Source organism: Pseudomonas sp. EA_65y_Pfl1_P113 (assembly GCF_963970525.1).
GTDB lineage: Bacteria > Pseudomonadota > Gammaproteobacteria > Pseudomonadales > Pseudomonadaceae > Aquipseudomonas > Aquipseudomonas tritici.
The window spans coordinates 112,668-135,630 of record NZ_CAXAQM010000015.1 but is presented as its reverse complement, the minus strand read 5'-3'; the positions used below and the strand labels follow the sequence as shown (position 1 = coordinate 135,630).

The window sequence follows — 22,963 nt, the reverse complement described above, 5'->3', positions numbered from 1 at the left end:
AGCAGACAGGGCAACACTGAGCTGGCAAACCTGAACCCATCATTCAGAGGAGCCGGCCAATGCCTGCGACCCGTATCTGGTTAAAAAAACCCCTCGCGATTTTCACTGCCAATGGCCTCGATGCCCGTGGCGGCCTGGTGCTGCAAGACGGGGTGATCACTGAAGTACTGGGCTGGGGAAGAGAGCCTGCCGTGCCTTGCGGGCACGTCTTCGATGCCCGTGAACATGTGATCCTGCCCGGCCTGATCAACACCCATCACCACTTCTACCAAACCCTGACCCGCGCCTGGGCGCCGGTGGTCAATCAGCCGCTGTTCCCTTGGTTGAAGACCCTCTACCCGGTCTGGGCGCGGCTGACCCCGGAAAAGCTCGCCCTGGCATCGAAGGTGGCGCTCGCGGAGTTGCTGCTTTCTGGCTGCACCACGGCGGCAGACCACCATTACCTGTTCCCTGACGGCCTGGAAAACGCGATCGACGTGCAAGTTGAAAGCGTGCGCGAATTGGGCATGCGCGCCATGCTCACCCGCGGATCCATGAGCCTCGGCGAAGCCGATGGCGGCCTGCCTCCCCAGCAGACCGTGCAACAGGGCCAAGTCATCCTTGAAGACAGTCAGCGCTTGATCCGCGAATATCACCAGCGCGGCGACGGCGCACAGATCCAGATTGCCCTGGCCCCCTGCTCGCCGTTTTCCGTCACCCCGCAAATCATGCAAGCCAGCGCCGAACTGGCCACCAGCCTCGACGTTCGCCTGCACACCCACTTGGCGGAAACCCTCGACGAAGAAGACTTCTGCCTGCAACGCTTCGGCTTGCGCACCGTGGATTATCTGGACAGCGTCGGCTGGCTCGGCCCGCGCACCTGGCTGGCGCATGGCATTCACTTCAACCCGGATGAAATTGCGCGCCTGGGTGCCGCCGGCACTGGCATCTCTCACTGCCCAAGCTCGAATATGCGTCTGGCGTCTGGCATCTGCCCGACGCTGGACCTGTTGGCAGCGGGCGCGCCGATCGGCCTGGGCGTGGATGGCTCCGCCTCCAACGATGCCTCAAACATGATCCTTGAAGCACGCCAGGCGCTGTACATCCAGCGTCTGCGTTACGGCGCCGAAAAGATCACCCCTGAAGGCGTGCTGGGTTGGGCGACCAAAGGTTCGGCGCAATTGCTCGGGCGCACGGACATTGGCGAGTTGGCGGTAGGAAAGCAGGCAGACCTGGCGCTGTTCAAGCTGGATGAGCTGCGTTTCTCGGGCAGCCATGACCCGATTTCAGCACTGCTGCTGTGCGGTGCTGATCGTGCGGACCGGGTGATGATCGGCGGCAAGTGGCGTGTGATTGACGGCCAAGTGGAAGGCCTGGACGTGAAAGGCTTGATCGCCGATCACACCCAGGCGGCACGCCAACTGATCGCCGGAACCTAAGCCAGACACGGGGCAAAAATGTGGGAGCGGCGTTGCTTTGAGTTGCGCTACACCCCCAACAACGACAACATGATGAAGGTCGCAAACAACACAAAATGCGTCATCCCTTCGATGGCATTGGTTTCGCCATCGTTGAGGTTGATAGCGCTGACAATCAGCGTGATCAACACCATCACGGTCTGCACCGGCGTCATCGCCATCTGGAACGGCTGGCCGGTATAGAGCGCCATGGCTTCCATCACCGGCACTGTCAGGATCACCGTCGACAACGAAGCACCCAACGCAATATTCACCACCGACTGCATGCGGTTCGCCAACGCAGCGCGCAACGCTGTCAAAATTTCCGGCGCTGCCGAAATGGCCGCGACCACAATCGCCGTGATCACCGGCGGCGCGCCTGTGCCTTCCAGGCCAAGGTCCAGGGTCTTGGACATCACTTCGGCCAATGCGCCGATCACCACCACCCCAAACACCAGCGTGCCGATGGAAAACGCCAGGTTCACCGACGGCGCTTTCTGTTCTTCCGGCTGCTTCTTGCGGCGTTTTTCCGGGTAGCTGTAGCTAAAGAAATAACTGTGCGGCCCCACCTGCATGCGCAGAAATAGGGTGTACAACACCACCATCGCGCCAATGGTGAAGGCTGAGTAAATTTTCCAGTCGGCTTCGGGAATGAATTCCGGCACCACCATTGACACGCCCATGGCGGTGAGGATCATCACGCTGTAAGTGCGCGCCGAATCATCGTTGTAGGACTGTTCACCGTGCTTGATACCGCCCATCAGCGCAGCCAGGCCGAGAATCCCGTTGATGTCGAGCATCACCGCCGAGTAAATGGTGTCGCGCACCAGGGTGGGGGACGGTTCGTTGCTCATCATGATCGCCAGGATCACCACCTCCACCAGCACGGCAGCGAGGGTGAGGATCATGGTGCCGTAGGGGTCGCCGACTTTTTCCGCGAGTTGCTCGGCGTGATGGGCCACGCGCATCGACGCCATTACGATAAAGCCGATGAGTGCAGCGCCGGCCAGCAGCGCCACCATTTGCCCGCTGTGCAGCATCCAGTGTTCCAGCGGGTAGGCGGCGATGGCGGCAATCAGCGCCAGCAGCATGAATTTTTCTTGCTTGAGGGAGGTGAGCATTTCGGGCCTTTTAGTACGGCAAATCTGTCATTGATGGGGTACAGACTGCGCGATGCAGCTAACGTTTCGTTACATCTTAGTAGAGAGGGTGATTGCATGAATAAAACCAAAACTCTCCTGCTGGTCAGGTTTTACCGATTATTTCATCCATGGCCTGTAGAATGCCGCCATTGCACCTGATGAGAATTTAGAAAATGTACGATTGGCTCAACGCCCTGCCCAAGGCTGAATTGCACCTGCATCTGGAAGGCTCGCTGGAGCCTGAGTTGCTGTTCGCCCTGGCCGAGCGCAACAAGATTGCGCTGCCGTGGAACGACGTCGACACCCTGCGCAAGGCCTACGCGTTCAACAACCTGCAAGAGTTTCTCGACCTGTATTACAAGGGCGCCGATGTGCTGCGCACTTCCCAGGACTTCTACGACCTGACCTGGGCCTACCTGCTGCGCTGCAAAGCGCAGAACGTGATCCACACCGAACCCTTCTTCGACCCGCAGACCCACACCGACCGTGGCGTGCCGTTCGAAGTGGTACTCAACGGCATCGCCGCTGCACTTAAAGATGGCGAGCAACAACTGGGTATTACCAGCGGTTTGATCCTCAGCTTCCTGCGCCACTTGAGCGAAGCCGAAGCCGAGAAAACCCTGGATCAGGCCTTGCCGTTCCGTGACGCGTTTGTGGCCGTGGGCCTGGACAGTTCGGAAATGGGTCACCCGCCGAGCAAGTTCCAGCGCGTGTTCGACCGCGCCCGCCACGAAGGCTTCCTTACCGTGGCCCACGCCGGCGAAGAAGGCCCGCCCGAATACATCTGGGAAGCCCTCGACCTGTTGAAGATCGAGCGTATCGACCATGGCGTGCGCGCTATCGAAGACGAGCGCTTGATGCAGCGCATCATCGACGAGCAGATCCCGCTGACCGTGTGCCCATTGTCCAACACCAAACTGTGCGTGTTCGACGACATGGCCCAACACAACATCCTCGACATGCTCGAGCGTGGCGTGAAGGTGACGGTAAATTCGGATGACCCGGCGTACTTCGGCGGCTATGTCACCGAGAACTTCCACGCGCTGTACACCTCGCTGGGCATGACCCAGGACCAGGCCAAACGCCTGGCGCAGAACAGCCTGGATGCAAGACTGGTCAAGCCATAACTGACTAAACGCAGTCCAAAATGTGGGAGCTGGCTTGCCTGCAATAGCGATGTATCAGCCAGGCATTTATTGCCTGACACACCGCTACCGCGGGCAAGCCCGGCTCCCACATTGAATTCATCGATCTCACGTCAACACCTCACCCAGCCAGGGTGAATCGGGCGATTTCCCGCTGTCCGATAGCGTGCACCTGCAAGGCCTGCGACTCGTTGATCACACTGATCCAGTTCGACTGCAGAAACAGTTGCAACAACCCTGCCCCCAACGCACCGCCCAGATGCGGTTGCTGCTGGCTCCAGTCAAAACAACTACACACCAGCGGCGATGCCAATGCCTGAATGAAAATACCCAGGCCGGCCAAGTGCTGCGCGCCTTTGACCGTAATGTCGGTACGCAACTCATGGCGCTCGATCCACCCCGCCTCCAACAAATGTTGATACAACTGCGCCCCCAGCTCCCCACCGAGGTGGCCGTGGCACAACCGGGCATGGCGTAACAGTGGCGGGGCAACCAGGGCCGGCGGCAAAACGCCCGGCGCGCTGCGTGCAACACAAGCCATGGTGGTTCTGGCCAAGGCATCGATGGCAGCGCTGACATCAGGTGCCGCTACACGAAACAAACGCTTTCCACGCCGGGCCTCCACCCGCAGCAAACCACCTGCGGTCATTCGCGCCAAGTGCGCGTTGGCGGATGTCGGAGACAACCCGGCGAGCGTTGCCAACTCAACCGGCGACTTGGCCGAGCCATCCATCAAGGCCCACAGCATGGCGGTGCGTTTGGGCTCGGCGAGCAAGCTGGCGATCTGACTGATGCAAGGTGCTACTTCCATCTTTTCACTCCCTGTCGATTTATTTTTCTACTGAGGTTGGCGCCAAAGTATAGGGCCGTAAATCGCCGGTTCCACGGCGTCTGACAGCGTAGATAGGGACAGTATCTGAGTGAAATTTCCTGCTTTGATGGAGGCCGTTACGTCGCGCTCAAGGGCTCCGGCAATTGGGCAGTCAACATCGCACAACGGGACACGAGCATTTCCCGCAACAAGTTGATGGGTTTGCTCAGCTGCGCGCGATGCGAGCACAGCAGATTGAGTGGCGTACGCTCACCGCGCAGCTCAGGCAGGATCAAGCGTAGGCGCCCGTCCAGCACGTCAGTACTCACGTCCAGCCAGGACTTGTAGGCAATGCCCACACCCGCCACCGCCCAGCGGCGGACTACGTCGGCATCGTCACTGAAACGGTCGCCGGAGACGGTCAGGCTGACGTCGCGCTTACCGTCGTGAAAGGTCCAGTGGTCGTGGACCCGGCTGCCAAGCATGTACAGCAGGCAATTGTGCTGGGCCAATTGCTCCAGATGCCGAGGTTCACCATAACGCGCAAGATAGCGAGGGGACGCGCAGAGCACGCGAACGTTGTCCGGCGCGACGGGGAGCGCGACAAGGCTGGAATCCTCGGGCTCACCGTAGCGTAGGGCGATGTCCACCGGTTGGCGGAACAAGTCGGCAATTCGGTCACCCAACAACAGGCGCACGCTCAGTTGCGGGTGCTCATGCTGGAATTCATCCAACCACGGCAGCAATTGGTTACGCCCGAAATCGGAGGGCGCCGACAGCTGCAGCACGCCACTGACATGGTCTTGGCCGCTGGCCAATAAGCGTCGCCCTTCATCCAGCGAGCTCAACGCGGCGCGAGCATATTCCAGGAAACCCTCGCCTTCAGCCGTCAGGCGCAGGCTGCGGGTAGAGCGCGCCAGCAAACGCGTGCCCAGTTGCTGTTCGATGCGCTTGAGCGCGGCACTGGCCACCGCAGGCGACAGGTCCATCACCCGTGCTGCAGCGGACAGGCTACCCAAGTCCGCCGCACGCACAAATAACTGCAAATCATCAAAACGCAGCATGCATTTCCGCTCATTATCAAAATTTGGTTGAAACAGACCTTTGTTTTAGCGGCTTTTATCTCCTGGGGAAATAGCCAATCATCCGTGCATCCCGTTCATTACGTGTCTGGAGTTGAATATGTCCACTGCCTTTAACGTCATCGCCACGCTGATCGCCAAACCCGGCCAGCAGGCCACCCTGGAAACCTTGCTGCGCGGCCTGCTGGAACCCACCCGCCTTGAGGCTGGTTGTGAGCAGTACGACCTGCACCAGGACCTGCAGCATCCCGAAACCTTCTACATGCTCGAACGCTGGAGCGACGACGCAGCGCTGGCCGACCACGACCAGAGCGCGCACATCCAGAACTTTCGCGCCAAGGCCGCTGATGTGATCGAACACTTCGACCTCAAGCGCCTGAAGTTTCTTGCCTGATCATCGCCCTTTTCCTGGAGCCATCATGAAAGCCATTGCCTACTACGCCTCGCTGCCGATCAACGATCCGAACGCTCTGCAAGACATCGAGTTGCCAGCGCCCGTCGCCGGCCCGCGTGACCTGCTGGTGGACGTCAAAGCCATCTCGGTCAACCCGGTGGACACCAAAGTGCGCCAGAACGTCGCCCCGGAAAACGGCACCGCCAAGGTGTTGGGCTGGGACGTGGCCGGGGTGGTCAAGGCTGTCGGCAGTGACGTGACGCTGTTCAACGTCGGTGACAACGTGTTCTACGCCGGTTCTCTGGTGCGTCCCGGCGGCAACAGCGAATTGCACACCGTGGACGAACGCATCGTCGGGCACATGCCGAAAAGCCTGGGTTTTGCCGAAGCTGCCGCCCTGCCACTGACCGCCATCACCGCCTGGGAACTGCTGTTCGAACGCCTGCAAGTGCGTGAAGGCAAACAGGATGAAGGCCAGAGCCTGCTGATCGTTGGCGCCGCTGGTGGCGTAGGATCGATCCTGACCCAATTGGCCAGCCGGCTCACCGCCTTGAAAGTGATCGGCACCGCTTCGCGCCCGGAAACCCAGGAATGGGCCAAGGCCCTCGGCGCCGACCTGGTGATCGATCACAGCCAACCGTTGAGCGAAGCGCTGAAAGCAGCTGGCCACCCGCAAGTGACCCACGTCGCCAGCCTGACCCAGACTGACCATCACCTGGACCAGTTGGTCGAAGCCCTGCAACCCCAGGGCAAGCTGGCGCTGATCGACGATCCCAAGGCACTGGACGTCAGTAAGCTCAAGCGCAAGAGCCTGTCACTGCATTGGGAGTTCATGTACACGCGCTCGATGTTCGAAACCCCGGACATGATCGAACAGCACAACCTGCTCAATCGCGTGGCCGAACTGATTGATGCAGGCACCCTGAAAACCACAGTGGGTGAACACTTTGGTGTGATTAATGCGGCAAACCTGCGGCGTGCCCATGCGCTGCTGGAAAGCGGCAAGGCCAAGGGAAAGATCGTACTGGAAGGGTTCTGAAAAACGTCTGTCAGTGTTGTCCGTTACTCCTGTGAGTAATGGACGACACCGCTAGTCTGAGAGTTGATCTTTGTCATATTTGTGAACGTATTCGGGTTTATATTGGCCGCCTTTGCCACGATTCTTTTACGTGAGGAAGTCAGCAATGAAGATCCTGATAAAAGCGTTAGCAAAATCCGCAGGCAATAAATGGCAGGTTCGTCTCGACGGCGACGCGTTCACCTTCCGCACCGAGGCCGAAGCCCGTGCGTTTGCCGACACCCTGCAAACCCGTATCCAAGCCCCCCACCGCTTTCCGAACGGCCAGCAACGCTCCGCCGCTGGCTGATACGCGCTTCAGCCCTGCGCCTGCTCGGCCCTCGCCCGTTGCAGGCGCTGGGTCGACATCGCAATCGTTACCGCCAATACACCGCACACGCTGATGACGATGGCCATCGGCATCGCCGTGCCGTCGTGCAGCACACCCACTAATGAGGCAGCGCCCGCCGCCACGCCAAACTGAATGCAACCGAGCAGCGCCGACGCGCTACCGGCGCGTGCACCCTGCCCGCTCATGGCGCACGCCGAGGTATTGGGCAAAATGCAGCCCAGGCTCGCGATGCAGATAAACAGCGGCACCAGCAATGGCCACAGCGCATCGGTGCGTAAGGCCGCGATGCCGAGCAGCGTCAGCGCCGCCAACAGGTAGACCCACACACTGCGCGACAGCAGGTAGGACGGGCCACGTTTGGCCAGCAACCGCGCATTCACCTGTGCCACCAGGATAAAGCCTGCGGCATTGGAGCCAAACAGCCAGCCGTAATGCTCGGCAGGCACGCCGTAGAGTTGGATAAACACGAACGGTGAACCGGCAATGTAGGCAAACATCCCGGCAATCGAAATACCGCCGGTGAGCGCGTAACCCAGGTAAACCCGATCGGACAACAGCGAACCGTAGCGACGTAACGACCCGGACAACGGCTGGCGCGGCTGATGGGCCGGAAAGGTTTCCGGCAGCCCGATCGCCACAGCGATTGCCGCCATCACGCTGAAGATCGACAGCGCCAGGAAAATCGACTGCCAGCCCCACAATCCCACCATCAGCCCGCCAGCCAGTGGCGCGAGGATCGGCGCCAGGCCGGTGACCAGCATCAATTGAGAAAACACTTTGGCCGAGCCCACCGCATCGCATTTATCGCTGACCACCGCGCGGGAAATCACCATGCCGGCGCAGCCACCGAGGGCCTGCACGAAACGCGCGCCGATCAGCCATTCCAAGGACGGCGCGAAAGCGCAGGCAAAGGAGGCCAGCGTAAACAGGGTGACACCACTGAGCAGCGGGCCGCGTCGACCAAAGCGGTCCGCGAGTGGGCCATAGATCAATTGGCCGATGGCCAGGCCAGCGAAATACACCGCCAGAGTCAGCTGGATGTGTTTTTCATCCGTCGCAAAGGCCTGGGCCATCGCCGGGAAACCCGGCAGGTAAAAATCGATCGCCAACGGCGCGAAGGCGCTCAAGGCACCCAGAATCAGGATTATGCGAAGGTTCATCGGGCACCCAAGTCAGACGGCAGCCCGATAGTCTAGCCGCGCTTGGGTGCATTGAACACGATAGCTCGCTAACTATTTTTACCCGTCAGGCAAGCTTGGCGCTGTAGCCCTCTTCCGTGATCAGGCTGATCACTTGCTCTGCGCACAGGCGGCTTTCGACGCCGACCTCCTTTGCAGCCAGGTCGACCTTTACGCTGGCCGCCGGGTCCTGGCTATGCACCGCCTGGGTCACCGCCCGAATGCAATGGCCGCAGGTCATTCCTTCAACGCTGAATACTTGCATGACATGACTCCTTTGATGAGGTTGGGCCCAGTCTCGACCTTGCCACGATGGCAAGGTCAAGTTCTGAAAACTTCTGCCGGGCTGGTATTTGGCGGCTTCAAAGGCCAAGCTTCACCCCTCTTCGATTCAAACCACGGAGCATTCGCCATGCGCTGGTCTTTTTTTGCCCTTGCCGGCCTGATGAGCTTGTCTGCCGCTGCGCCCCAGGCCCTTGCCGCGGAAGACTATGCGGTGCTGATTATTTCCCGGGAGCGCCTGGAAGTGCCGACCAACTGCGAGATCGGCCTGTACCTGAATGATCAACTGGCGGGCCGGTTGTTCCAGGAGCAAGCCACGTCGTTCAACCTGCCGGCGGGCAACCTGTCGTTGCGCTTGAAACTGCTACCGGGCCAATCCCCAGGGTGCCTGCCGGGCCTGCTCGCGCCACCCGCGCAAAACATCACGCTCAAGGCCGGTGACGTGCGCAAATTGCGTATCGCCCAAGGCGCGGACGGCATGTACCTCAAGCCTGCCGCCCTGGAATATTAACGGCGCTTGACCTTCCCCACAGGTCAAGGTTGATCCTAGGGGCAACTTCTCCTGGAGGACTGCCCCATGAATGGATCCACCACCTTTGACCTGCCCATCAGCGGCATGACCTGCGCCAGCTGTGCCGGCCGGGTCGAGCGCGCGCTGGGCAAAGTGCCGGGGGTGCAAAGCGTCAGCGTCAACCTGGCCAACGAACGTGCCCATGTTGAAGTGCTTGGCCAAATGGACGCCAGCGTGCTGATCGCCGCCGTCGACAAGGCCGGCTACAGCGCCACCCTGCCCCAAAGCGAAACGGCCACCGAAGCCAATCAAGCCCAGCGCCTGCATCGCGAGCGTTGGGCGTTGCTGCTGGCGATCCTGCTGGCACTGCCGTTGGTGCTGCCCATGCTGGTGGAACCTTTCGGCCTGCACTGGATGCTGCCCGCCTGGGGACAGTTCGCGCTCGCCACACCGGTGCAATTCATCTTTGGCGCACGCTTCTACATCGCTGCCTGGAAAGCCGTGCGGGCCGGCGCTGGCAATATGGACCTGCTGGTGGCCATCGGCACCAGCGCCGGTTACGGCCTGAGCATTTATGAATGGCTCACGGCTCACCCAGGCATGACGCCGCACCTGTACTTCGAAGCTTCGGCGGTGGTGATCGCGCTGGTGCTGCTGGGTAAATACCTGGAGAGCCGCGCCAAACGCCAGACCGCCAGCGCCATCCGCGCCCTGGAAGCCCTGCGTCCCGAACGGGCGATTCGGGTGCTCGACGGTCGCGAAGAAGACGTCGCCATCACCGCGTTGAAGCTCAATGACCTGGTGCTGGTCAAACCCGGCGAACGCTTCCCGGTGGATGGCGAAGTGGTGGACGGTCAAAGCCATGCCGATGAAGCCTTGATCAGCGGCGAAAGCCTGCCGGTGCCCAAGCAGCCCGGCGACAACGTCACCGGCGGCGCCATCAACGGTGAAGGCCGCCTGTTGGTGCGCACGCTGGCGCTCGGCGCCGAAAGCGTGCTGGCGCGGATCATCCGCCTGGTGGAAGACGCACAAGCCGCCAAGGCCCCGATCCAGAAACTGGTGGATAAAGTCAGCCAGGTGTTCGTCCCTGCCGTGCTGGTGTTGGCCTCTGTCACCTTGGTCGGCTGGTGGCTGTATGGCGCGTCCCTGGAGACCGCGATCATCAATGCCGTAGCGGTGCTGGTGATCGCCTGCCCGTGCGCCCTGGGCCTGGCCACTCCCACCGCGATCATGGCCGGTACAGGCGTCGCTGCACGCCACGGCATCCTGATCAAGGACGCCGAAGCCCTGGAACGCGCCCATGAAGTCAGCGCCGTGGTCTTTGACAAGACCGGCACCCTCACCTCCGGCACGCCGAAAATCGCCCACTTGGCGGCAGTGGATGGCAATGAAGCGCTGCTGCTGCAACAAGCCGGCGCGTTGCAACGCGGCAGCGAACACCCGTTGGCCAAGGCCGTGCTGGATGCGTGCCATGAACAAGGCTTGAACGTGCCCGACGTGAGCGCCAGCCAATCCCTGACCGGGCGCGGTATCGCCGGCACTCTTGAGGGGCAACCGCTGGCCTTGGGCAATCGTCGGCTGCTGGAAGAAAGCGGCTTGCGCATGGGCGACCTTGCCGACTCCGCCAAGGCGTGGGAAGCCGAGGGGCGTACCTTGTCCTGGTTGATAGAGCAAGGTGCGCAACCGCGTGTGCTGGGGCTGTTCGCGTTTGGCGATACCCTCAAGCCCGGTGCGCTGGAGGCTGTGCAGCAACTCAAGGCCCAGCACATCAGCAGTCATTTGCTCACCGGTGACAATCGCGGCAGCGCCCGCGTGGTCGCCGAGGCTCTGGGCATCGATGATGTGCATGCCGAAGTGCTGCCCGCCTACAAAGCCGCCGCCGTCGCCGAACTGAAGAAAACCGACGTCGTCGCGATGGTCGGCGACGGCATCAACGACGCCCCGGCCCTCGCCGCCGCCGATATCGGCATCGCCATGGGCGGTGGTACCGACGTGGCCATGCACGCGGCCGGTATCACCCTGATGCGCGGCGATCCGCGCCTGGTGCCGGCCGCGCTGGAGATCAGCCGCAAGACCTACGCAAAAATCCGCCAGAACCTGTTCTGGGCCTTTGTGTATAACTTGATTGGCATTCCTCTGGCAGCGTTCGGCCTGCTCAACCCGGTACTGGCCGGCGCGGCGATGGCCCTGTCGAGCGTCAGTGTGGTGAGTAATGCCTTGCTGTTGAAGACTTGGAAACCGGAGCACTTGGAGGATCAACGCCCATGAACATAGGCCAAGCCGCACGCCAGACCGGGCTCAGCGCCAAGATGATTCGCTATTACGAATCCATCGGCCTGCTCAAAGCCGCCCACCGCACCGACAGTGGCTATCGTGTGTACGGCCAGGATGACTTGCACACCCTGGCGTTTATCAAGCGTTCGCGGGATTTGGGGTTTTCATTGGAGGAGGTCGGCAAGTTGCTGACCCTGTGGCAGGACCGGCAACGCGCCAGCGCCGACGTGAAGGCGCTGGCGCGCCAACATATCGAAGCGCTGAACCAGAAAATTCTGGAGTTGGGGCAACTGCGCGATACGTTGCAGGATCTGGTGGAGCACTGCCAGGGCGATCATCGGCCGGATTGTCCGATACTCAAGGAGTTGGCGTCGGGTAGTTGCTGCGCCGGCTGATTCATCTGACGGAACACAAACCGAATGTGGGCTTGTGTGGGAGCCGGGCTTGCCCGCGATGCAGACACCTCGGTATGTCAGTCACACCGAGTTGATGCTATCGCAGGCAAGCCAGCTCCCACACAAGCCCCACATTGGATCGCAGTTGCTCTGACTACTGCATCCACGGCGGTGGCGGTGGCTCGTCCGACACTTTGCTCTGCGGCTCATCATCCGCCGCGCGAATCGCCTGACGACGTTCATCATCCAGCCGCGCCGCTTCGATTTCGCGGATCACGCCGCCCACGTCCGCCAACTCTTCCGGCTCGTCGAACTCGCCAGTCAAGGTGCTGGCCGGGTGCAAGGTGCCGGCTTCGTACAGCGCCCACATTTCCTTGGCGTACTTGGTCGTCTTCAACTCCGGGGCATAGCGACCGAAGTAGGACGCCATGTTGCCCACGTCCCGCTCCAGCATGCTGAACGCGTGGTTGTTGCCCGCCGCATCCACCGCCTGGGGCAGGTCGATGATCACCGGGCCGGTTGGCGTCAGCAGTACGTTGAACTCGGACAAGTCACCGTGCACCAGGCCGGTACACAACATCAGCACGATCTGCGAGATCAGGAAGGCGTGATATTCGCGCGCCTGGTCCGGATCCAGCGTGACGTCGTTGAGACGTGGCGCGGCGTCGCCATACTCGTCGGCCACCAGTTCCATCAACAGCACGCCTTCCAGGAAGTCGTAAGGCTTGGGCACGCGAACGCCCGCGCCGGCCAAGCGGAACAACGCCGCCACTTCGGCATTCTGCCAGGCATCTTCGGTTTCTTTCTTGCCGAACTTGGAGCCCTTGGCCATGGCCCGGGCCTGGCGGCTGTTACGGACCTTACGGCCTTCCTGGTATTCGGACGCTTGACGAAAACTTCGTTTGTTCGCCTCCTTGTAAACCTTGGCGCAACGCAATTCGTTGCCGCAGCGCACCACATAAACAGCTGCTTCTTTACCACTCATGAGTGGGCGCAGCACTTCGTCGACCAGACCGTCTTCGATCAGGGGTTCAATGCGTTTAGGAGTCTTCATCAGCTTTTATTGTGGGTCCTGTATTACCAAACACGCGTGTGGCACTCGTTATACGGCAATCGGCTCGCCGGTGGGAGAGGCTACCGACCTCTGACCCCTTCAGAATGCATCCTATATGCCAATTTGCGGCGCAATCAACGCTCGATGATCGCCGTCACGCCTTGACCGCCGGCGGCACAGATCGAAATCAGGCCACGCCCCTTACCTGCTGCGTCGAGCAACTTGGCCAGATTGGCGACGATACGCCCACCTGTGGCGGCAAACGGATGTCCGGCGGCCAGGGAACTGCCTTTTACATTAAGCCGGCTGCGGTCGATGGACCCCAACGGCGCGTCAAGCCCAAGGCGCGTCTTGCAATAGTCCGCATCTTCCCAGGCCTTGAGTGTGCACAAAACCTGGGCAGCGAAGGCTTCGTGGATCTCGTAGTAATCGAAGTCTTGCAGCGTCAGGCCATTCCTCGCCAGCAGCCGCGGCACGGCATATACCGGCGCCATCAGCAGGCCTTCGGCGCCGTTGACGAAATCCACCGCCGCCGCTTCACCATCGCGCAGATACGCCAGGATCGGCAAACCGCGCTCTTGGGCCCAGGCTTCACTGCCCAGCAGCACCAGCGACGCGCCGTCCGTGAGGGGCGTGGAGTTGCCGGCAGTCAGCGTGCCCTTTTCGCTGCGTTCGAAGGCGGGTTTAAGCGCGGCGAGTTTTTCCAGGGTCAGGTCGGGGCGCAGGTTGTTGTCGCGGGTCAGGCCCAGGAACGGTGTGAGTAGATCGTTGTGCCAGCCTTCAGCGTAGGCGGCCGCCATTTTCTGGTGGCTTTCCAGGGCCAACTGGTCCTGTTCGGCGCGGGGAATCTGCCACGTCTGCGCCATCAATTCGCAATGTTGGCCCATGGACAGGCCTGTGCGCGGCTCGCCATTACGTGGCAGTTCGGGCTTGAGGTGATGGGGACGAAGTTGTAACAGGACTTTTAATTTATCCGCCATGGATTTGCTGCGGTTGGCTTGCAGCAGAATCTTGCGCAGGCCCTCATTTACACCGATGGGCGCGTCGGAAGTGGTGTCCACCCCGCCGGCAATCGCGCATTCGATCTGGCCCAGGGCAATCTTGTTGGCCACCAGTAATGCGGCTTCCAGCCCGGTGCCGCAGGCCTGTTGAATGTCATAGGCCGGTGTCTGCGGCGACAAGCGCGAGCCCAGCACACATTCGCGGGTGAGGTTGAAGTCGCGCGAATGCTTGAGCACCGCGCCCGCCGCCACTTCGCCCATGCGCAGGCCGTGCAGGTTGTAGCGTTCGATCAGGCCTTCCAGCGCAGCCGTCAGCATCGCCTGGTTGCTCGCGGTGGCATACGGGCCATTGGAGCGAGCGAAAGGAATGCGGTTACCGCCAATGATCGCTACACGGCGCAATTGAGTCATGGAAAGCTCCCTGATGGTTGTGGGTGGAATCATCAAGCCTAGCCTAGGCTCAATCGAACGACTGCCACCCCGGGGTGGTCAACCCTTTGAACCCCAGCCTTCGGAGAGCGTTCCATGTCTGACCGTTATATCGACTTCGCCAACTCAAGCCTCGGCCATCGCCTGGTCGCCGCCATTGGCCTGCCGTCACCGGTACGCCTGGAACGCTGGCAAGCCGGGCGCCTGCGTCCGGTCGAAGGCGCGTTGCTGCTGGGCGGTGGAGCACTGGCAACCAACGTGCAGGCGTTTGCGCACAAACTCACCGACGCTATCTACACCTACGGCAGCGAGACCTCGACGTGGATTCCCGGCCATGGCCCCAAACTCAAGGCCGTGGTATTCGATGCCAGCGATCTGCAGCACACCGACACCCTCAAGCAACTGCGCGAGTTCTTCCAGCCGGTGCTGAAAAACCTGGATAACAGCGCCCACGTGGTGATCCTCGGCCGCGCGCCGGAGAGCCTCCGCGATCCTTTCGCCGCCAGCGCCCAGCGTGCCCTGGAAGGTTTCAGCCGCTCGTTGGCCAAAGAGTTGCGCAATGGCGGCGTGTTGCAATTGCTCTACGTCGGCGAGGGTGCCGAAGACCAACTGGAAGGCGCGCTGCGCTTTTTCCTCTCGCCGAAAAGTGCGTATATCTCCGGCCAGGTGATTCGCCTGCAAGCCTGCGTCACACCCGTTGAGGACTGGACGCGACCACTGGCCGGGCGCAAAGCGCTGGTCACCGGCGCCGCCCGAGGCATTGGCGCGTCCATCGCTGAAACCCTGGCCCGCGACGGCGCCGAGGTCATCCTGCTCGACGTGCCGCAGGCCAAGGCCGACCTAGAAGCCCTGGCCGCGCGCCTGGGCGCCCGCACCGTGGTGCTGGATATCTGCGCCGAAGGCGCCGCCAGCCAATTGATCGAACAACTGCCCGATGGCCTCGACATTCTGGTGCACAACGCCGGTATCACCCGCGATAAAACCCTGGCGAATATGACCCCGGAATACTGGGACGCGGTGCTGGCAGTCAACCTTAACGCACCGCAAGTATTGACCAAGGCTCTGCTCGACAGCGGCACCCTGCACGACAACGCCCGCGTGGTGCTGCTGGCATCGATCAGCGGTATCGCCGGTAACCGTGGGCAAACCAACTATGCCGCGAGCAAGGCCGGGTTGATCGGCCTCGCGCAAGCCTGGGCGCCACTGCTCAAGGAACGCGGCATCACCATTAATGCCGTGGCCCCCGGTTTTATCGAAACCCAGATGACGGCGCATATTCCGTTCGCGCTGCGTGAGGCCGGGCGGCGCATGAGTTCGCTGGGCCAGGGTGGCTTGCCGCAAGACGTCGCCGAAGCGGTGGCCTGGCTTGGCCAACCGGGTTCCGGTGCGGTCAGCGGGCAAGCGCTGCGGGTGTGTGGGCAAAGTCTCCTGGGAGCATAGGCATGCAATGGAAGACATTAGGCGCTACACCGTTTCTGCCGCCGCTGTATTGGCGCGCAGCGCTCAAGCGCAAGATTACCGGTAGCACCCTGCCCGAACAGGGGTTGCGCTGTCGGGTGAGCATCGACCCTAACCATGTGGCGGCGTATCGCAAAGTCTGTGGCTTTACCGACAGCCCGATTCTGCCGGCGACTTATCCGCATATCCTGGCGTTTGGTTTGCAGATGCAGTTGCTGACGGACAGCAACTTTCCCTTCCCACTGCTGGGGTTGATTCACCTGAATAATCGCATCCGCATTCACCGTCCTCTCGGCGGCGTCAGCGAGCTGTCCATCAGCGTGCACACCCAGAACCTCAAGCCCCATCCCAAAGGCGCGACGTTTGAATTAGTGACCAGCGTGGAGGACTCCCTCGGCCTGCTCTGGGAAGCTGAGAGCCGCATGCTGTGCCGAGGCGTGAAACTGGAAGGTCACGCAGAGGAACACGCCGAGCCTTGCCCGACCCAGGTCAATGAACTGACCCGCTGGAAAGCCCCTGCCGACATCGGCCGCCGTTATGCGCGGGTCTCCGGCGACTACAACCCGATTCACCTCAGCGCCCTGACCGCCAAGCTGTTTGGCTTCCCCCAGGCCATCGCTCATGGGTTATGGAACAAGGCGCGCACCCTCGCCGCCCTCAGCGAACACCTGCCCGCCGCCAATATCGAGATAGACGTCGAGTTCAAGAAACCCGTGCGCCTGCCCGGTGATGTGACGTTATTAGCCAGCGCCGCCGGTTCCAGCGGTGAGTGGTGGTTGAAAGGCGCTGGCGACATTGAACACATGGTAGGTAAATGGCGACCGATCACCTGAAACAAACTGATTAATTGTATATACACACCTTAAGTATTAGCGGGCTTTTCAAGTCCGCTTTTTTATTCAACTGATTGATTTCAAAAACATATATATCTTGATACACCCCCCTCTAAACCCTTGGCACTAGTCGCTTAACCGGCACATTGCTGCGGTATAAAAATCGTTAATACCCAGTAGATAACTGAGAGAGCACCGTCTGGGCGGTTATAGCCACACGGACAAACGCATCGCTGCCCCAAGACATAGCGAGCGTTTGAAGACAACTAAGGTTGTACAGGTGCAAGGAACTCAATCATGAACACTCAAATCGTGTTTTGGAAAGCAAGTACCGCGCTGGCCCTGGCAGTAGCACTGGCACTCGGCGGCTGCAGCGGTGGGGCTGCGCTTTGGCAGCGCCAAGTGCTACAACATCGCGTTGGAAGTCGCCAAGCCGATGTCCGACGTAGCGCTGGACAGCTTCGATCGGCGGCCGCGCTACTCGTTAAGCTTCGGCTATCAGCTCTGACTTTAGTGAGCATTGGGAAGGGGAAACAAGTTGTTCAACGTGTCGATCAGCCGCACCAGGTAGATCGGCTTGCGGAACAGGTCCAGCACGTGCAGCCGCAGCATGTCGCTCACATCATCCATTTCGGCGTGGCCCGACATCACAATCACGGGCAGATGAGAACGTGAGGTGTGTTCGCGCAGGCGCTTGATCAAGGAAATGCCACTTTCCTCGGGCATACGCAGGTCGGTGATGACCAGGGCGATGTCGGGATGGAGTGTCAATTCTTGCAGGGCGAAGGTGACGGAGTTGGCGGTTAAACAGACAAACCCCTCGTTTTCGAGGGACTCGGCGAGTTCGATCAGGGCGTCCTCTTCATCATCTACCAAAAGAATTTGTTGGCGGGAAGAAGAGGCGGCGCTCATGGCTGTACCTGGATAGAAAGAACTTTAATGAGGGTTCCCCACATTTTTCAGCAGGCTATCAAGTCGTCATTTTAGTCGCGACGCTATCAAAGATGGACTTGATCTTAGTTCCAAGTCCTGTACCTGCACCGACGATCACCAGTGCAACCATGGCCACGATAATCGCGTATTCAATACCCGACGCGCCGTCTTTGCGTTGAAAAAACAAGTGCGTCTGGACATAAAGTTTCAACACCAAGTCAAGGAACATAATACTTCTCCCTAAAACGCCACTGAAAGCCGGAAGGGCTCTATTACCAGATGATCGCGGCGTGCCACTAAAGCATTGTCAACAAACCTCAGACTCACAACTGTAAGAACGGATTAATCACAAAGTATTAGTCGCAACGTTGGCGCCATGAACGTAGGGTTTAAAAGGCAAGGTTCAAAGGACCGATAAATTTTTCCTGGGTTAATGGCTTTTTGTCCTAGCTGAGCTACCTTCAAATAGCCAATTCGTTAGATGTTCATCACAGCCAGGTTGCGGATTAACTCGTTTGGATTAGACGGGCATGCAGTGCAACGGGAAGGGAGAGCCGTCATGAACAGTCGCATCAGCATGGTCCTGGCCGGCTTGTTGCTGATCGGGGCATTGTTCGCCGGGTACTGGGGGCTTGTTTTGAGCCGCGCACCGGATCCTGTCGCAGTCCCCACCGCACCTGTCGTTTCCGTGGAAAACACCGCCGCCGCCGCTGAAGACCAGACCCGCCAACCGGTAGTGGTCCTGGTGCATGACGTGCCCGCCTTTATTCCGCTGACCGCCGCCGACCTGGCGGTGGAAAAACTGCGTACAGTGCCCGCCGGCAGCCTCACCCAGCTCGACCAGGCCATCGGCCGCATGCCGCTGCGCGCCCTGGGCGCAGGCATCTGGCTCACCGAGGACAGCTTCAGCGGCGGTGGCCCGCTGGCGCGCATGATTCGTCCCAACGAACGCGCGCTGGCCGTCGCGGTGGATGAGGTGATCGGCGCGGGCGGCCAGTTGACCCCCGGGGATTACGTAGATGTGTTGCTGTTCCTGCGCCAGGATGCCAGCAACACCGAGCAATCGGCCCAGGTCGCACTTCCGGCGATGCGCCTACTCAGTGTCGGCGACCAGTTGGGTTTGGCCAACGATGGCCAGCCCGCAGTGCCACCGCCGGCCACGGTCGAAGAGCGCGCCCAAGCCGCCCAACGCCGCGCCGCCGCACGCACCGTGGTGCTGGCCGTGCCGGAGCCTTTATTAAGCCGCCTGATGCTCGCGGCGCAAGCCGGCACCTTGCGCCTGGCCGTACGCAGCGCCGAGGAGCAACTGCTCAGCCGCTACTGGGCCGGCGAAAACGACGCGCCGGAAAAACTCGAAAGCGCCAACCGCGACCTTTACCAATTCACCCAATTAGCCCTGACCGGCCCGCCAAAAAGAATCGCGCCGGCCGGTGGTGAGCCTAGCGTGCGCCGTGGCATTGAAGTGATTCGCGGTGCCCAAGCGGCGCCACAAACTCCGTGATAGAGCAAGGATGCCTTGAATGAGCCATCGCTACGCACCCATGTTCACGCAAATGGCTTGGGCCTTGATGCTGTCGATCTTTCCGGTCGGCATGGCCTTGGCGGCGCCGGGCAACTGCAGCACCCTGGGCCAACTGCCGGCCGTGGTCGAGGTGGGAGAAGGCCTGCAACAAGAGCTGCAGTCGCCGGTGGCGATCACGCGCCTGGCAATCGGCGACCCGAAAATTGCCGATGTGCGCGTCAACGGCGACCGTAACTTCCTGCTGACCGGCGTCACCAGTGGCGCCACCAGCCTGATGGTGTGGACCGCCTGTGCCAGCGCGCCGCGCCAGAGCATGGTGTTCGTCAAGGGCAAGGCCACCTCGGCGCTGACCAGCCTGTCGCTGTCGCCATCGGAAGACCCACTGCTGCCCAGCCAGGTGCAGACCGATATCCGCTTTGTGGAAGTCAGCCGCTCCAAGCTCAAGGAAGCCAGTACGACCATCCTCGGCACCGCCAAGAATGCGTTCTTCGGCAGCCCTAACTTGCTGTTTCCGACCACCACCACCCAGGCCCTGGCTATCAGCAGCACCAACTTCAATATTGGCTTTGGCGGTGGCCGGGTCTCGGCGATGATCAACGCCCTCGAACGCAGCGGTTTCGCTTACACCTTGGCGCGCCCGAGCCTGGTGGCCATGAGCGGTCAGAGCGCCTCCTTCCTGGCCGGCGGCGAGGTGCCGGTCCCGGTGCCCAGCGCCGGCAGCGACACCATCTCCATCGAATACAAGGAGTTCGGCATTCGCCTGACCCTGACCCCCACCGTCATTGACCGTAACCGCATCACCCTCAAGGTCGCGCCGGAAGTCAGTGAGCTGGACTACAGCAACGCTGTGCAGATCCAAGGCATCCAGGTGCCTGCCCTGACGGTGCGCCGAACCGACACCAGCGTGTCCCTGGCCGATGGCGAAAGTTTCGTGATCAGCGGCCTGATCAGTACCAATAATCGCTCCACCGTCAGCAAGTTCCCCGGGCTGGGCGATATCCCGATCCTCGGGGCATTTTTCCGCGACTCAAACATCAGCCGCGAAGAAAAAGAACTGCTGATGATCGTCACGCCGCACCTGGTGCAGCCGTTGGCCGCCAACGCCCAACTGCCGTCGCTGCCTGGTGAAAAATTGCGCAGCTACGACCCGAACTGGTACCGGCTGTTCTTCCTGGAAAACGGTAATTTCGACCGTCGCAGTGGACTTTCCCAATGAGCGATAGCCTGAACCAGACCTTCCTCGCCATCACGCGCAACACCACCGACCTGGAGTGGCTGCAGGGTGCCCTTGCGCCCCTTGGCCAAGTCGTCAGTGCCGGCACCGGCAGCCTGGACGAACTGCTGGCGCTGGTGGACGTGACGTTCGCCAATCTGGTGTTCGTCGGCCTCGACCGAGAAAACGTCGTGGCCCAGAGCGCGCTCATCGAAGGTGCCCTGGAAGCCAAGCCGATGCTCGCCGCGGTCGCCCTCGGCGATGGCATGGACAACCAACTGGTACTCAACGCCATGCGCGCCGGTGCCCGCGACTTCATAGCCTACGGCTCGCGTTCCAGCGAAGTGGCGGGGCTGGTGCGTCGCCTGAGCAAGCGCCTGCCAGCCGTCGCCCACAATGCACAGCTGGGTGGGTTGACCGTACTGTTTGGCACTCAGAGCAACGCTGACGGCGCAATACTGGCAACCCACCTGGCCTTGGTCGTGCAGAAAAGCGGGCAGCAGACCTTACTGCTCGACCTGGGCCTGCCACGCAGCGACAGCCTGGCCTTGCTGGGCCTGGAGAGTACGTTCAATTTCGGTGATGCGTTGCGGCATTTACGCCGCCTTGATACCACGTTGATCAACAGTGCGTTTACCACCGCCCTGGATGGCCTGCGCATCCTGGCGTACGCCACCGGTGACGAGCCACTCAAACTGACCAGCGCCGCCGAGCTGTACATGTTGCTCAGCGCTCTGCGCCAACACTTCCAGCACATCGTCGTGAACATCACCGGGCAGCCAGACAGTGAAGCGCTGCGCACCTTTGTCAGCCATTGCGACAAGCTGCTGTGGTGCACCGACCAGAGCGTACTGGACTGTCGCCGCAACCTCGCGGTGATAAGCCGCTGGCGCGAAAAAGGCATGAAGCTTGATCACGCCAAGCTGGTGATCGACCGCTACATCAAGGCCTGTGCGCCGGACACCGACGCCCTGGAAAAAAGCTACGGCCTTGAATGCGTCGCCGTGCTGCCCCTGAGCGCTGAGCTGCGCCTGAACGTGAAAAACCAAGGCCAGACCCTGTTCGCCCTGGCCCCACGTGAACCCCTGACCCAAGCCGTACGCACCTTGGGCGAGCGCCTGGCAAAACGCTCCGAGGGCCTTGCAAAGCCCTCAATGCGCTGGTTTGAACGCATCCTGGGGTCGGGACGATGAGCGGCGAAAAACTGTTTGGCGGCCCGGCCCGCAGCGTCAGCGGCAACAGCGATCACGATGGGCTGAAACTGGTGCTGCATCGCTACATCATCGACGCCATCGAGGAGTCGGGCAAAAACCTGCTCGAAGGCACGCGCCAGTCGCTGGCGCAACTTGTCATCGACAAGGTTTCGGAATACATCACGCGCATGCGCCTGGCGATTTCGCGCTATGAGATAGAGCGCCTGGCCGAAGAGATAGTCGACGAACTCACCGGTTTCGGCCCACTGGAAGTGCTGTTGCGCGACCCATCGGTCACCGAAATCCTGGTCAACGGGCCGCACCGGGTGTTTATCGAACGTGATGGCCTGCTGCACCAGAGTGACTTGCGCTTCATCGACGACCACCACGTGGAACGCGTGATGCAACGTATCCTTGCGCCGCTGGGCCGGCGCCTGGATGAGTCCTCGCCGATGGTGGACGCACGCTTGCCCGACGGCAGCCGGGTGAACGCGATCATCCCGCCGATTGCCCTGGACGGCCCGTGCCTGTCGATTCGAAAGTTTCGTAAAGACATGCTCAAGAGCAGCGATCTGGTCGCCATGCAGACTATCGACCAGAGCATTTTCGGGTTCTTCCAGGAGGCCGTGGGCAGGCGCTGCAACATCCTGATCAGCGGCGGTACGGGTACCGGCAAGACCACTTTGCTGAATATCCTCAGTCAGTTGATCAACCCCCACGAGCGCCTGGTAACGATCGAAGACGTTGCCGAGCTGCAATTGGGCCACCCGCACGTGGTCCGCCTGGAAACCCGTCCGCCCAACGCTGAGGGACACGGCGAGGTCAGGTCCAGCGACCTGATCCGCAACGCGTTGCGGATGCGCCCGGACCGCATCATTCTCGGGGAAATTCGTGGTGTGGAAGTGCTCGACGTAATGACCGCGATGAACACCGGTCACGACGGTTCCATGAGCACGGTACACGCCAACAATGCCCAGGATGCGTTGCTGCGCCTGGAAACCCTGGTGGGCCTGACCGGCCGCGTGATCGCGGAAAAAACCTTGCGGCAGATGATCTGCGCCGCGCTGGACGTGATCATCCAGCTGACGCGCATGCCCGATGGCCGTCGCTGCGTGAGCGAGGTGGTGGAAGTGGTCGGCGTGCGCGATGACGTGTATGTCACCAACACCCTGTTCCGCCTGGATCGGCGCACCGGCTTTGGTTTCTTGCGCGAAGCCCTCAACCCGGCCGGCGACAAACTGCGCCGCGAATCGGCCTTGCCACCCTAG

Annotated in this window: 24 protein-coding genes; 15 read left to right on the top strand and 9 right to left on the bottom strand. The window is 61.0% G+C overall.

Annotated elements, in window-relative coordinates; genetic code table 11:
• The first annotated feature begins 59 nt into the window (after nucleotides 1–59).
• Entirely contained in the window at nucleotides 60–1,418 is a 1,359-nt protein-coding gene (locus AACY52_RS15930; RefSeq protein ID WP_339438018.1) for an 8-oxoguanine deaminase, read from the top strand.
• 47 nt (nucleotides 1,419–1,465) lie between these two features.
• Here the strand turns inward: AACY52_RS15930 and AACY52_RS15925 are convergent, their stop codons facing one another.
• Complete coding sequence (locus AACY52_RS15925) at nucleotides 1,466–2,557, bottom strand: calcium:proton antiporter (protein ID WP_339415812.1); 1,092 nt, start codon at nucleotides 2,555–2,557, stop codon at nucleotides 1,466–1,468.
• Between the two features lie 194 nt (nucleotides 2,558–2,751).
• Between AACY52_RS15925 and AACY52_RS15920 the strand changes: the two genes are divergently transcribed.
• Nucleotides 2,752–3,705 carry an adenosine deaminase gene (locus AACY52_RS15920; RefSeq protein WP_065874248.1) on the top strand — a complete coding sequence of 318 codons (954 nt, stop codon included), beginning with the start codon at nucleotides 2,752–2,754 and terminating at the stop codon, nucleotides 3,703–3,705.
• A 139-nt stretch (nucleotides 3,706–3,844) separates the two neighbouring features.
• Here AACY52_RS15920 and AACY52_RS15915 read toward each other — a convergent pair whose 3' ends face one another.
• Both AACY52_RS15915 and AACY52_RS15910 read right to left on the bottom strand, forming a co-directional pair.
• Nucleotides 3,845–4,534 carry a helix-turn-helix transcriptional regulator gene (locus AACY52_RS15915; protein WP_339415811.1) on the bottom strand — a complete coding sequence of 230 codons (690 nt, stop codon included), beginning with the start codon at nucleotides 4,532–4,534 and terminating at the stop codon, nucleotides 3,845–3,847.
• Between the two features lie 137 nt (nucleotides 4,535–4,671).
• A complete protein-coding gene (locus AACY52_RS15910; RefSeq protein ID WP_339415810.1) occupies nucleotides 4,672–5,598 on the bottom strand; it encodes a LysR family transcriptional regulator in 927 nt (308 codons plus the stop codon).
• 118 nt (nucleotides 5,599–5,716) lie between these two features.
• Here AACY52_RS15910 and AACY52_RS15905 point away from each other — a divergent pair, with 118 nt between their 5' ends.
• The 3 genes from AACY52_RS15905 to AACY52_RS15895 all read left to right on the top strand — a co-directional run bounded on the left by AACY52_RS15905 (nucleotide 5,717) and on the right by AACY52_RS15895 (nucleotide 7,377).
• Nucleotides 5,717–6,010: a putative quinol monooxygenase gene (locus AACY52_RS15905; protein WP_339415809.1), complete on the top strand. Its 294-nt coding sequence runs from the start codon at nucleotides 5,717–5,719 to the stop codon at nucleotides 6,008–6,010.
• A 25-nt stretch (nucleotides 6,011–6,035) separates the two neighbouring features.
• Nucleotides 6,036–7,049, top strand: coding sequence for a zinc-binding alcohol dehydrogenase family protein (locus tag AACY52_RS15900; RefSeq protein WP_339415807.1), 1,014 nt, complete (start codon nucleotides 6,036–6,038; stop codon nucleotides 7,047–7,049).
• 145 nt (nucleotides 7,050–7,194) lie between these two features.
• Nucleotides 7,195–7,377, top strand: a complete 183-nt coding sequence (locus tag AACY52_RS15895; protein WP_339415805.1) for a hypothetical protein — start codon at nucleotides 7,195–7,197, stop codon at nucleotides 7,375–7,377.
• A gap of 8 nt (nucleotides 7,378–7,385) precedes the next feature.
• Here the strand turns inward: AACY52_RS15895 and AACY52_RS15890 are convergent, their stop codons facing one another.
• Together AACY52_RS15890 and AACY52_RS15885 are read right to left on the bottom strand one after the other, a co-directional pair.
• On the bottom strand, nucleotides 7,386–8,579 hold the full coding sequence (locus AACY52_RS15890; RefSeq protein ID WP_339415803.1) for a Bcr/CflA family multidrug efflux MFS transporter: 1,194 nt from the start codon (nucleotides 8,577–8,579) through the stop codon (nucleotides 7,386–7,388).
• A gap of 85 nt (nucleotides 8,580–8,664) precedes the next feature.
• The gene (locus tag AACY52_RS15885) at nucleotides 8,665–8,862 is read right to left on the bottom strand and encodes a cation transporter (RefSeq protein ID WP_339506216.1); all 198 of its coding nucleotides are present in this window, start codon (nucleotides 8,860–8,862) and stop codon (nucleotides 8,665–8,667) included.
• Between the two features lie 147 nt (nucleotides 8,863–9,009).
• On the opposite strand from AACY52_RS15885, the gene AACY52_RS15880 reads away from it, so the two are divergent.
• From AACY52_RS15880 to cueR, 3 genes are all read left to right on the top strand, one after another.
• On the top strand, nucleotides 9,010–9,390 hold the full coding sequence (locus AACY52_RS15880; protein WP_339415800.1) for a hypothetical protein: 381 nt from the start codon (nucleotides 9,010–9,012) through the stop codon (nucleotides 9,388–9,390).
• A gap of 66 nt (nucleotides 9,391–9,456) precedes the next feature.
• The gene (locus AACY52_RS15875; protein WP_339427215.1) at nucleotides 9,457–11,658 is read left to right on the top strand and encodes a heavy metal translocating P-type ATPase; all 2,202 of its coding nucleotides are present in this window, start codon (nucleotides 9,457–9,459) and stop codon (nucleotides 11,656–11,658) included.
• The gene (cueR, locus tag AACY52_RS15870) at nucleotides 11,655–12,059 is read left to right on the top strand and encodes a Cu(I)-responsive transcriptional regulator (protein ID WP_339415796.1); all 405 of its coding nucleotides are present in this window, start codon (nucleotides 11,655–11,657) and stop codon (nucleotides 12,057–12,059) included. The genes AACY52_RS15875 and cueR overlap by 4 nt, the downstream gene beginning before the upstream one ends.
• Before the next feature lie 154 nt (nucleotides 12,060–12,213).
• Here the strand turns inward: cueR and AACY52_RS15865 are convergent, their stop codons facing one another.
• The gene (locus tag AACY52_RS15865; RefSeq protein ID WP_339415794.1) at nucleotides 12,214–13,113 is read right to left on the bottom strand and encodes a PA4780 family RIO1-like protein kinase; all 900 of its coding nucleotides are present in this window, start codon (nucleotides 13,111–13,113) and stop codon (nucleotides 12,214–12,216) included.
• A gap of 134 nt (nucleotides 13,114–13,247) precedes the next feature.
• Nucleotides 13,248–14,525, bottom strand: coding sequence for an acetyl-CoA C-acetyltransferase (locus AACY52_RS15860; RefSeq protein WP_339415792.1), 1,278 nt, complete (start codon nucleotides 14,523–14,525; stop codon nucleotides 13,248–13,250).
• 114 nt (nucleotides 14,526–14,639) lie between these two features.
• Between AACY52_RS15860 and AACY52_RS15855 the strand changes: the two genes are divergently transcribed.
• From AACY52_RS15855 to AACY52_RS15845, 3 genes are all read left to right on the top strand, one after another.
• Nucleotides 14,640–15,983, top strand: a complete 1,344-nt coding sequence (locus tag AACY52_RS15855) for a 3-oxoacyl-ACP reductase (RefSeq protein WP_339560607.1) — start codon at nucleotides 14,640–14,642, stop codon at nucleotides 15,981–15,983.
• A gap of 2 nt (nucleotides 15,984–15,985) precedes the next feature.
• Nucleotides 15,986–16,834 (top strand): MaoC/PaaZ C-terminal domain-containing protein, encoded by an 849-nt coding sequence (locus AACY52_RS15850; RefSeq protein ID WP_339560606.1) that lies wholly within the window; start codon nucleotides 15,986–15,988, stop codon nucleotides 16,832–16,834.
• Nucleotides 16,835–17,210: 376 nt separating this feature from the next.
• Nucleotides 17,211–17,342: a hypothetical protein gene (locus AACY52_RS15845; RefSeq protein WP_339415789.1), complete on the top strand. Its 132-nt coding sequence runs from the start codon at nucleotides 17,211–17,213 to the stop codon at nucleotides 17,340–17,342.
• Between the two features lie 2 nt (nucleotides 17,343–17,344).
• Here AACY52_RS15845 and AACY52_RS15840 read toward each other — a convergent pair whose 3' ends face one another.
• Together AACY52_RS15840 and AACY52_RS15835 are read right to left on the bottom strand one after the other, a co-directional pair.
• Nucleotides 17,345–17,746, bottom strand: coding sequence for a response regulator (locus tag AACY52_RS15840; protein WP_339415788.1), 402 nt, complete (start codon nucleotides 17,744–17,746; stop codon nucleotides 17,345–17,347).
• A 58-nt stretch (nucleotides 17,747–17,804) separates the two neighbouring features.
• Nucleotides 17,805–17,996, bottom strand: a complete 192-nt coding sequence (locus tag AACY52_RS15835; protein WP_339427218.1) for a Flp family type IVb pilin — start codon at nucleotides 17,994–17,996, stop codon at nucleotides 17,805–17,807.
• 330 nt (nucleotides 17,997–18,326) lie between these two features.
• Here AACY52_RS15835 and cpaB point away from each other — a divergent pair, with 330 nt between their 5' ends.
• From cpaB to AACY52_RS15815, 4 genes are read left to right on the top strand one after another with little or no spacing between them, the layout of a single operon-like run.
• Entirely contained in the window at nucleotides 18,327–19,268 is a 942-nt protein-coding gene (gene cpaB, locus AACY52_RS15830; RefSeq protein WP_339415786.1) for a Flp pilus assembly protein CpaB, read from the top strand.
• A 19-nt stretch (nucleotides 19,269–19,287) separates the two neighbouring features.
• Nucleotides 19,288–20,505 carry a type II and III secretion system protein family protein gene (locus AACY52_RS15825; protein ID WP_339415785.1) on the top strand — a complete coding sequence of 406 codons (1,218 nt, stop codon included), beginning with the start codon at nucleotides 19,288–19,290 and terminating at the stop codon, nucleotides 20,503–20,505.
• Entirely contained in the window at nucleotides 20,502–21,695 is a 1,194-nt protein-coding gene (locus tag AACY52_RS15820; RefSeq protein WP_339415784.1) for a pilus assembly protein, read from the top strand. The genes AACY52_RS15825 and AACY52_RS15820 overlap by 4 nt, the downstream gene beginning before the upstream one ends.
• Entirely contained in the window at nucleotides 21,692–22,963 is a 1,272-nt protein-coding gene (locus AACY52_RS15815; RefSeq protein WP_339560605.1) for a CpaF family protein, read from the top strand. Before AACY52_RS15820 ends, AACY52_RS15815 begins: the two co-directional genes overlap by 4 nt.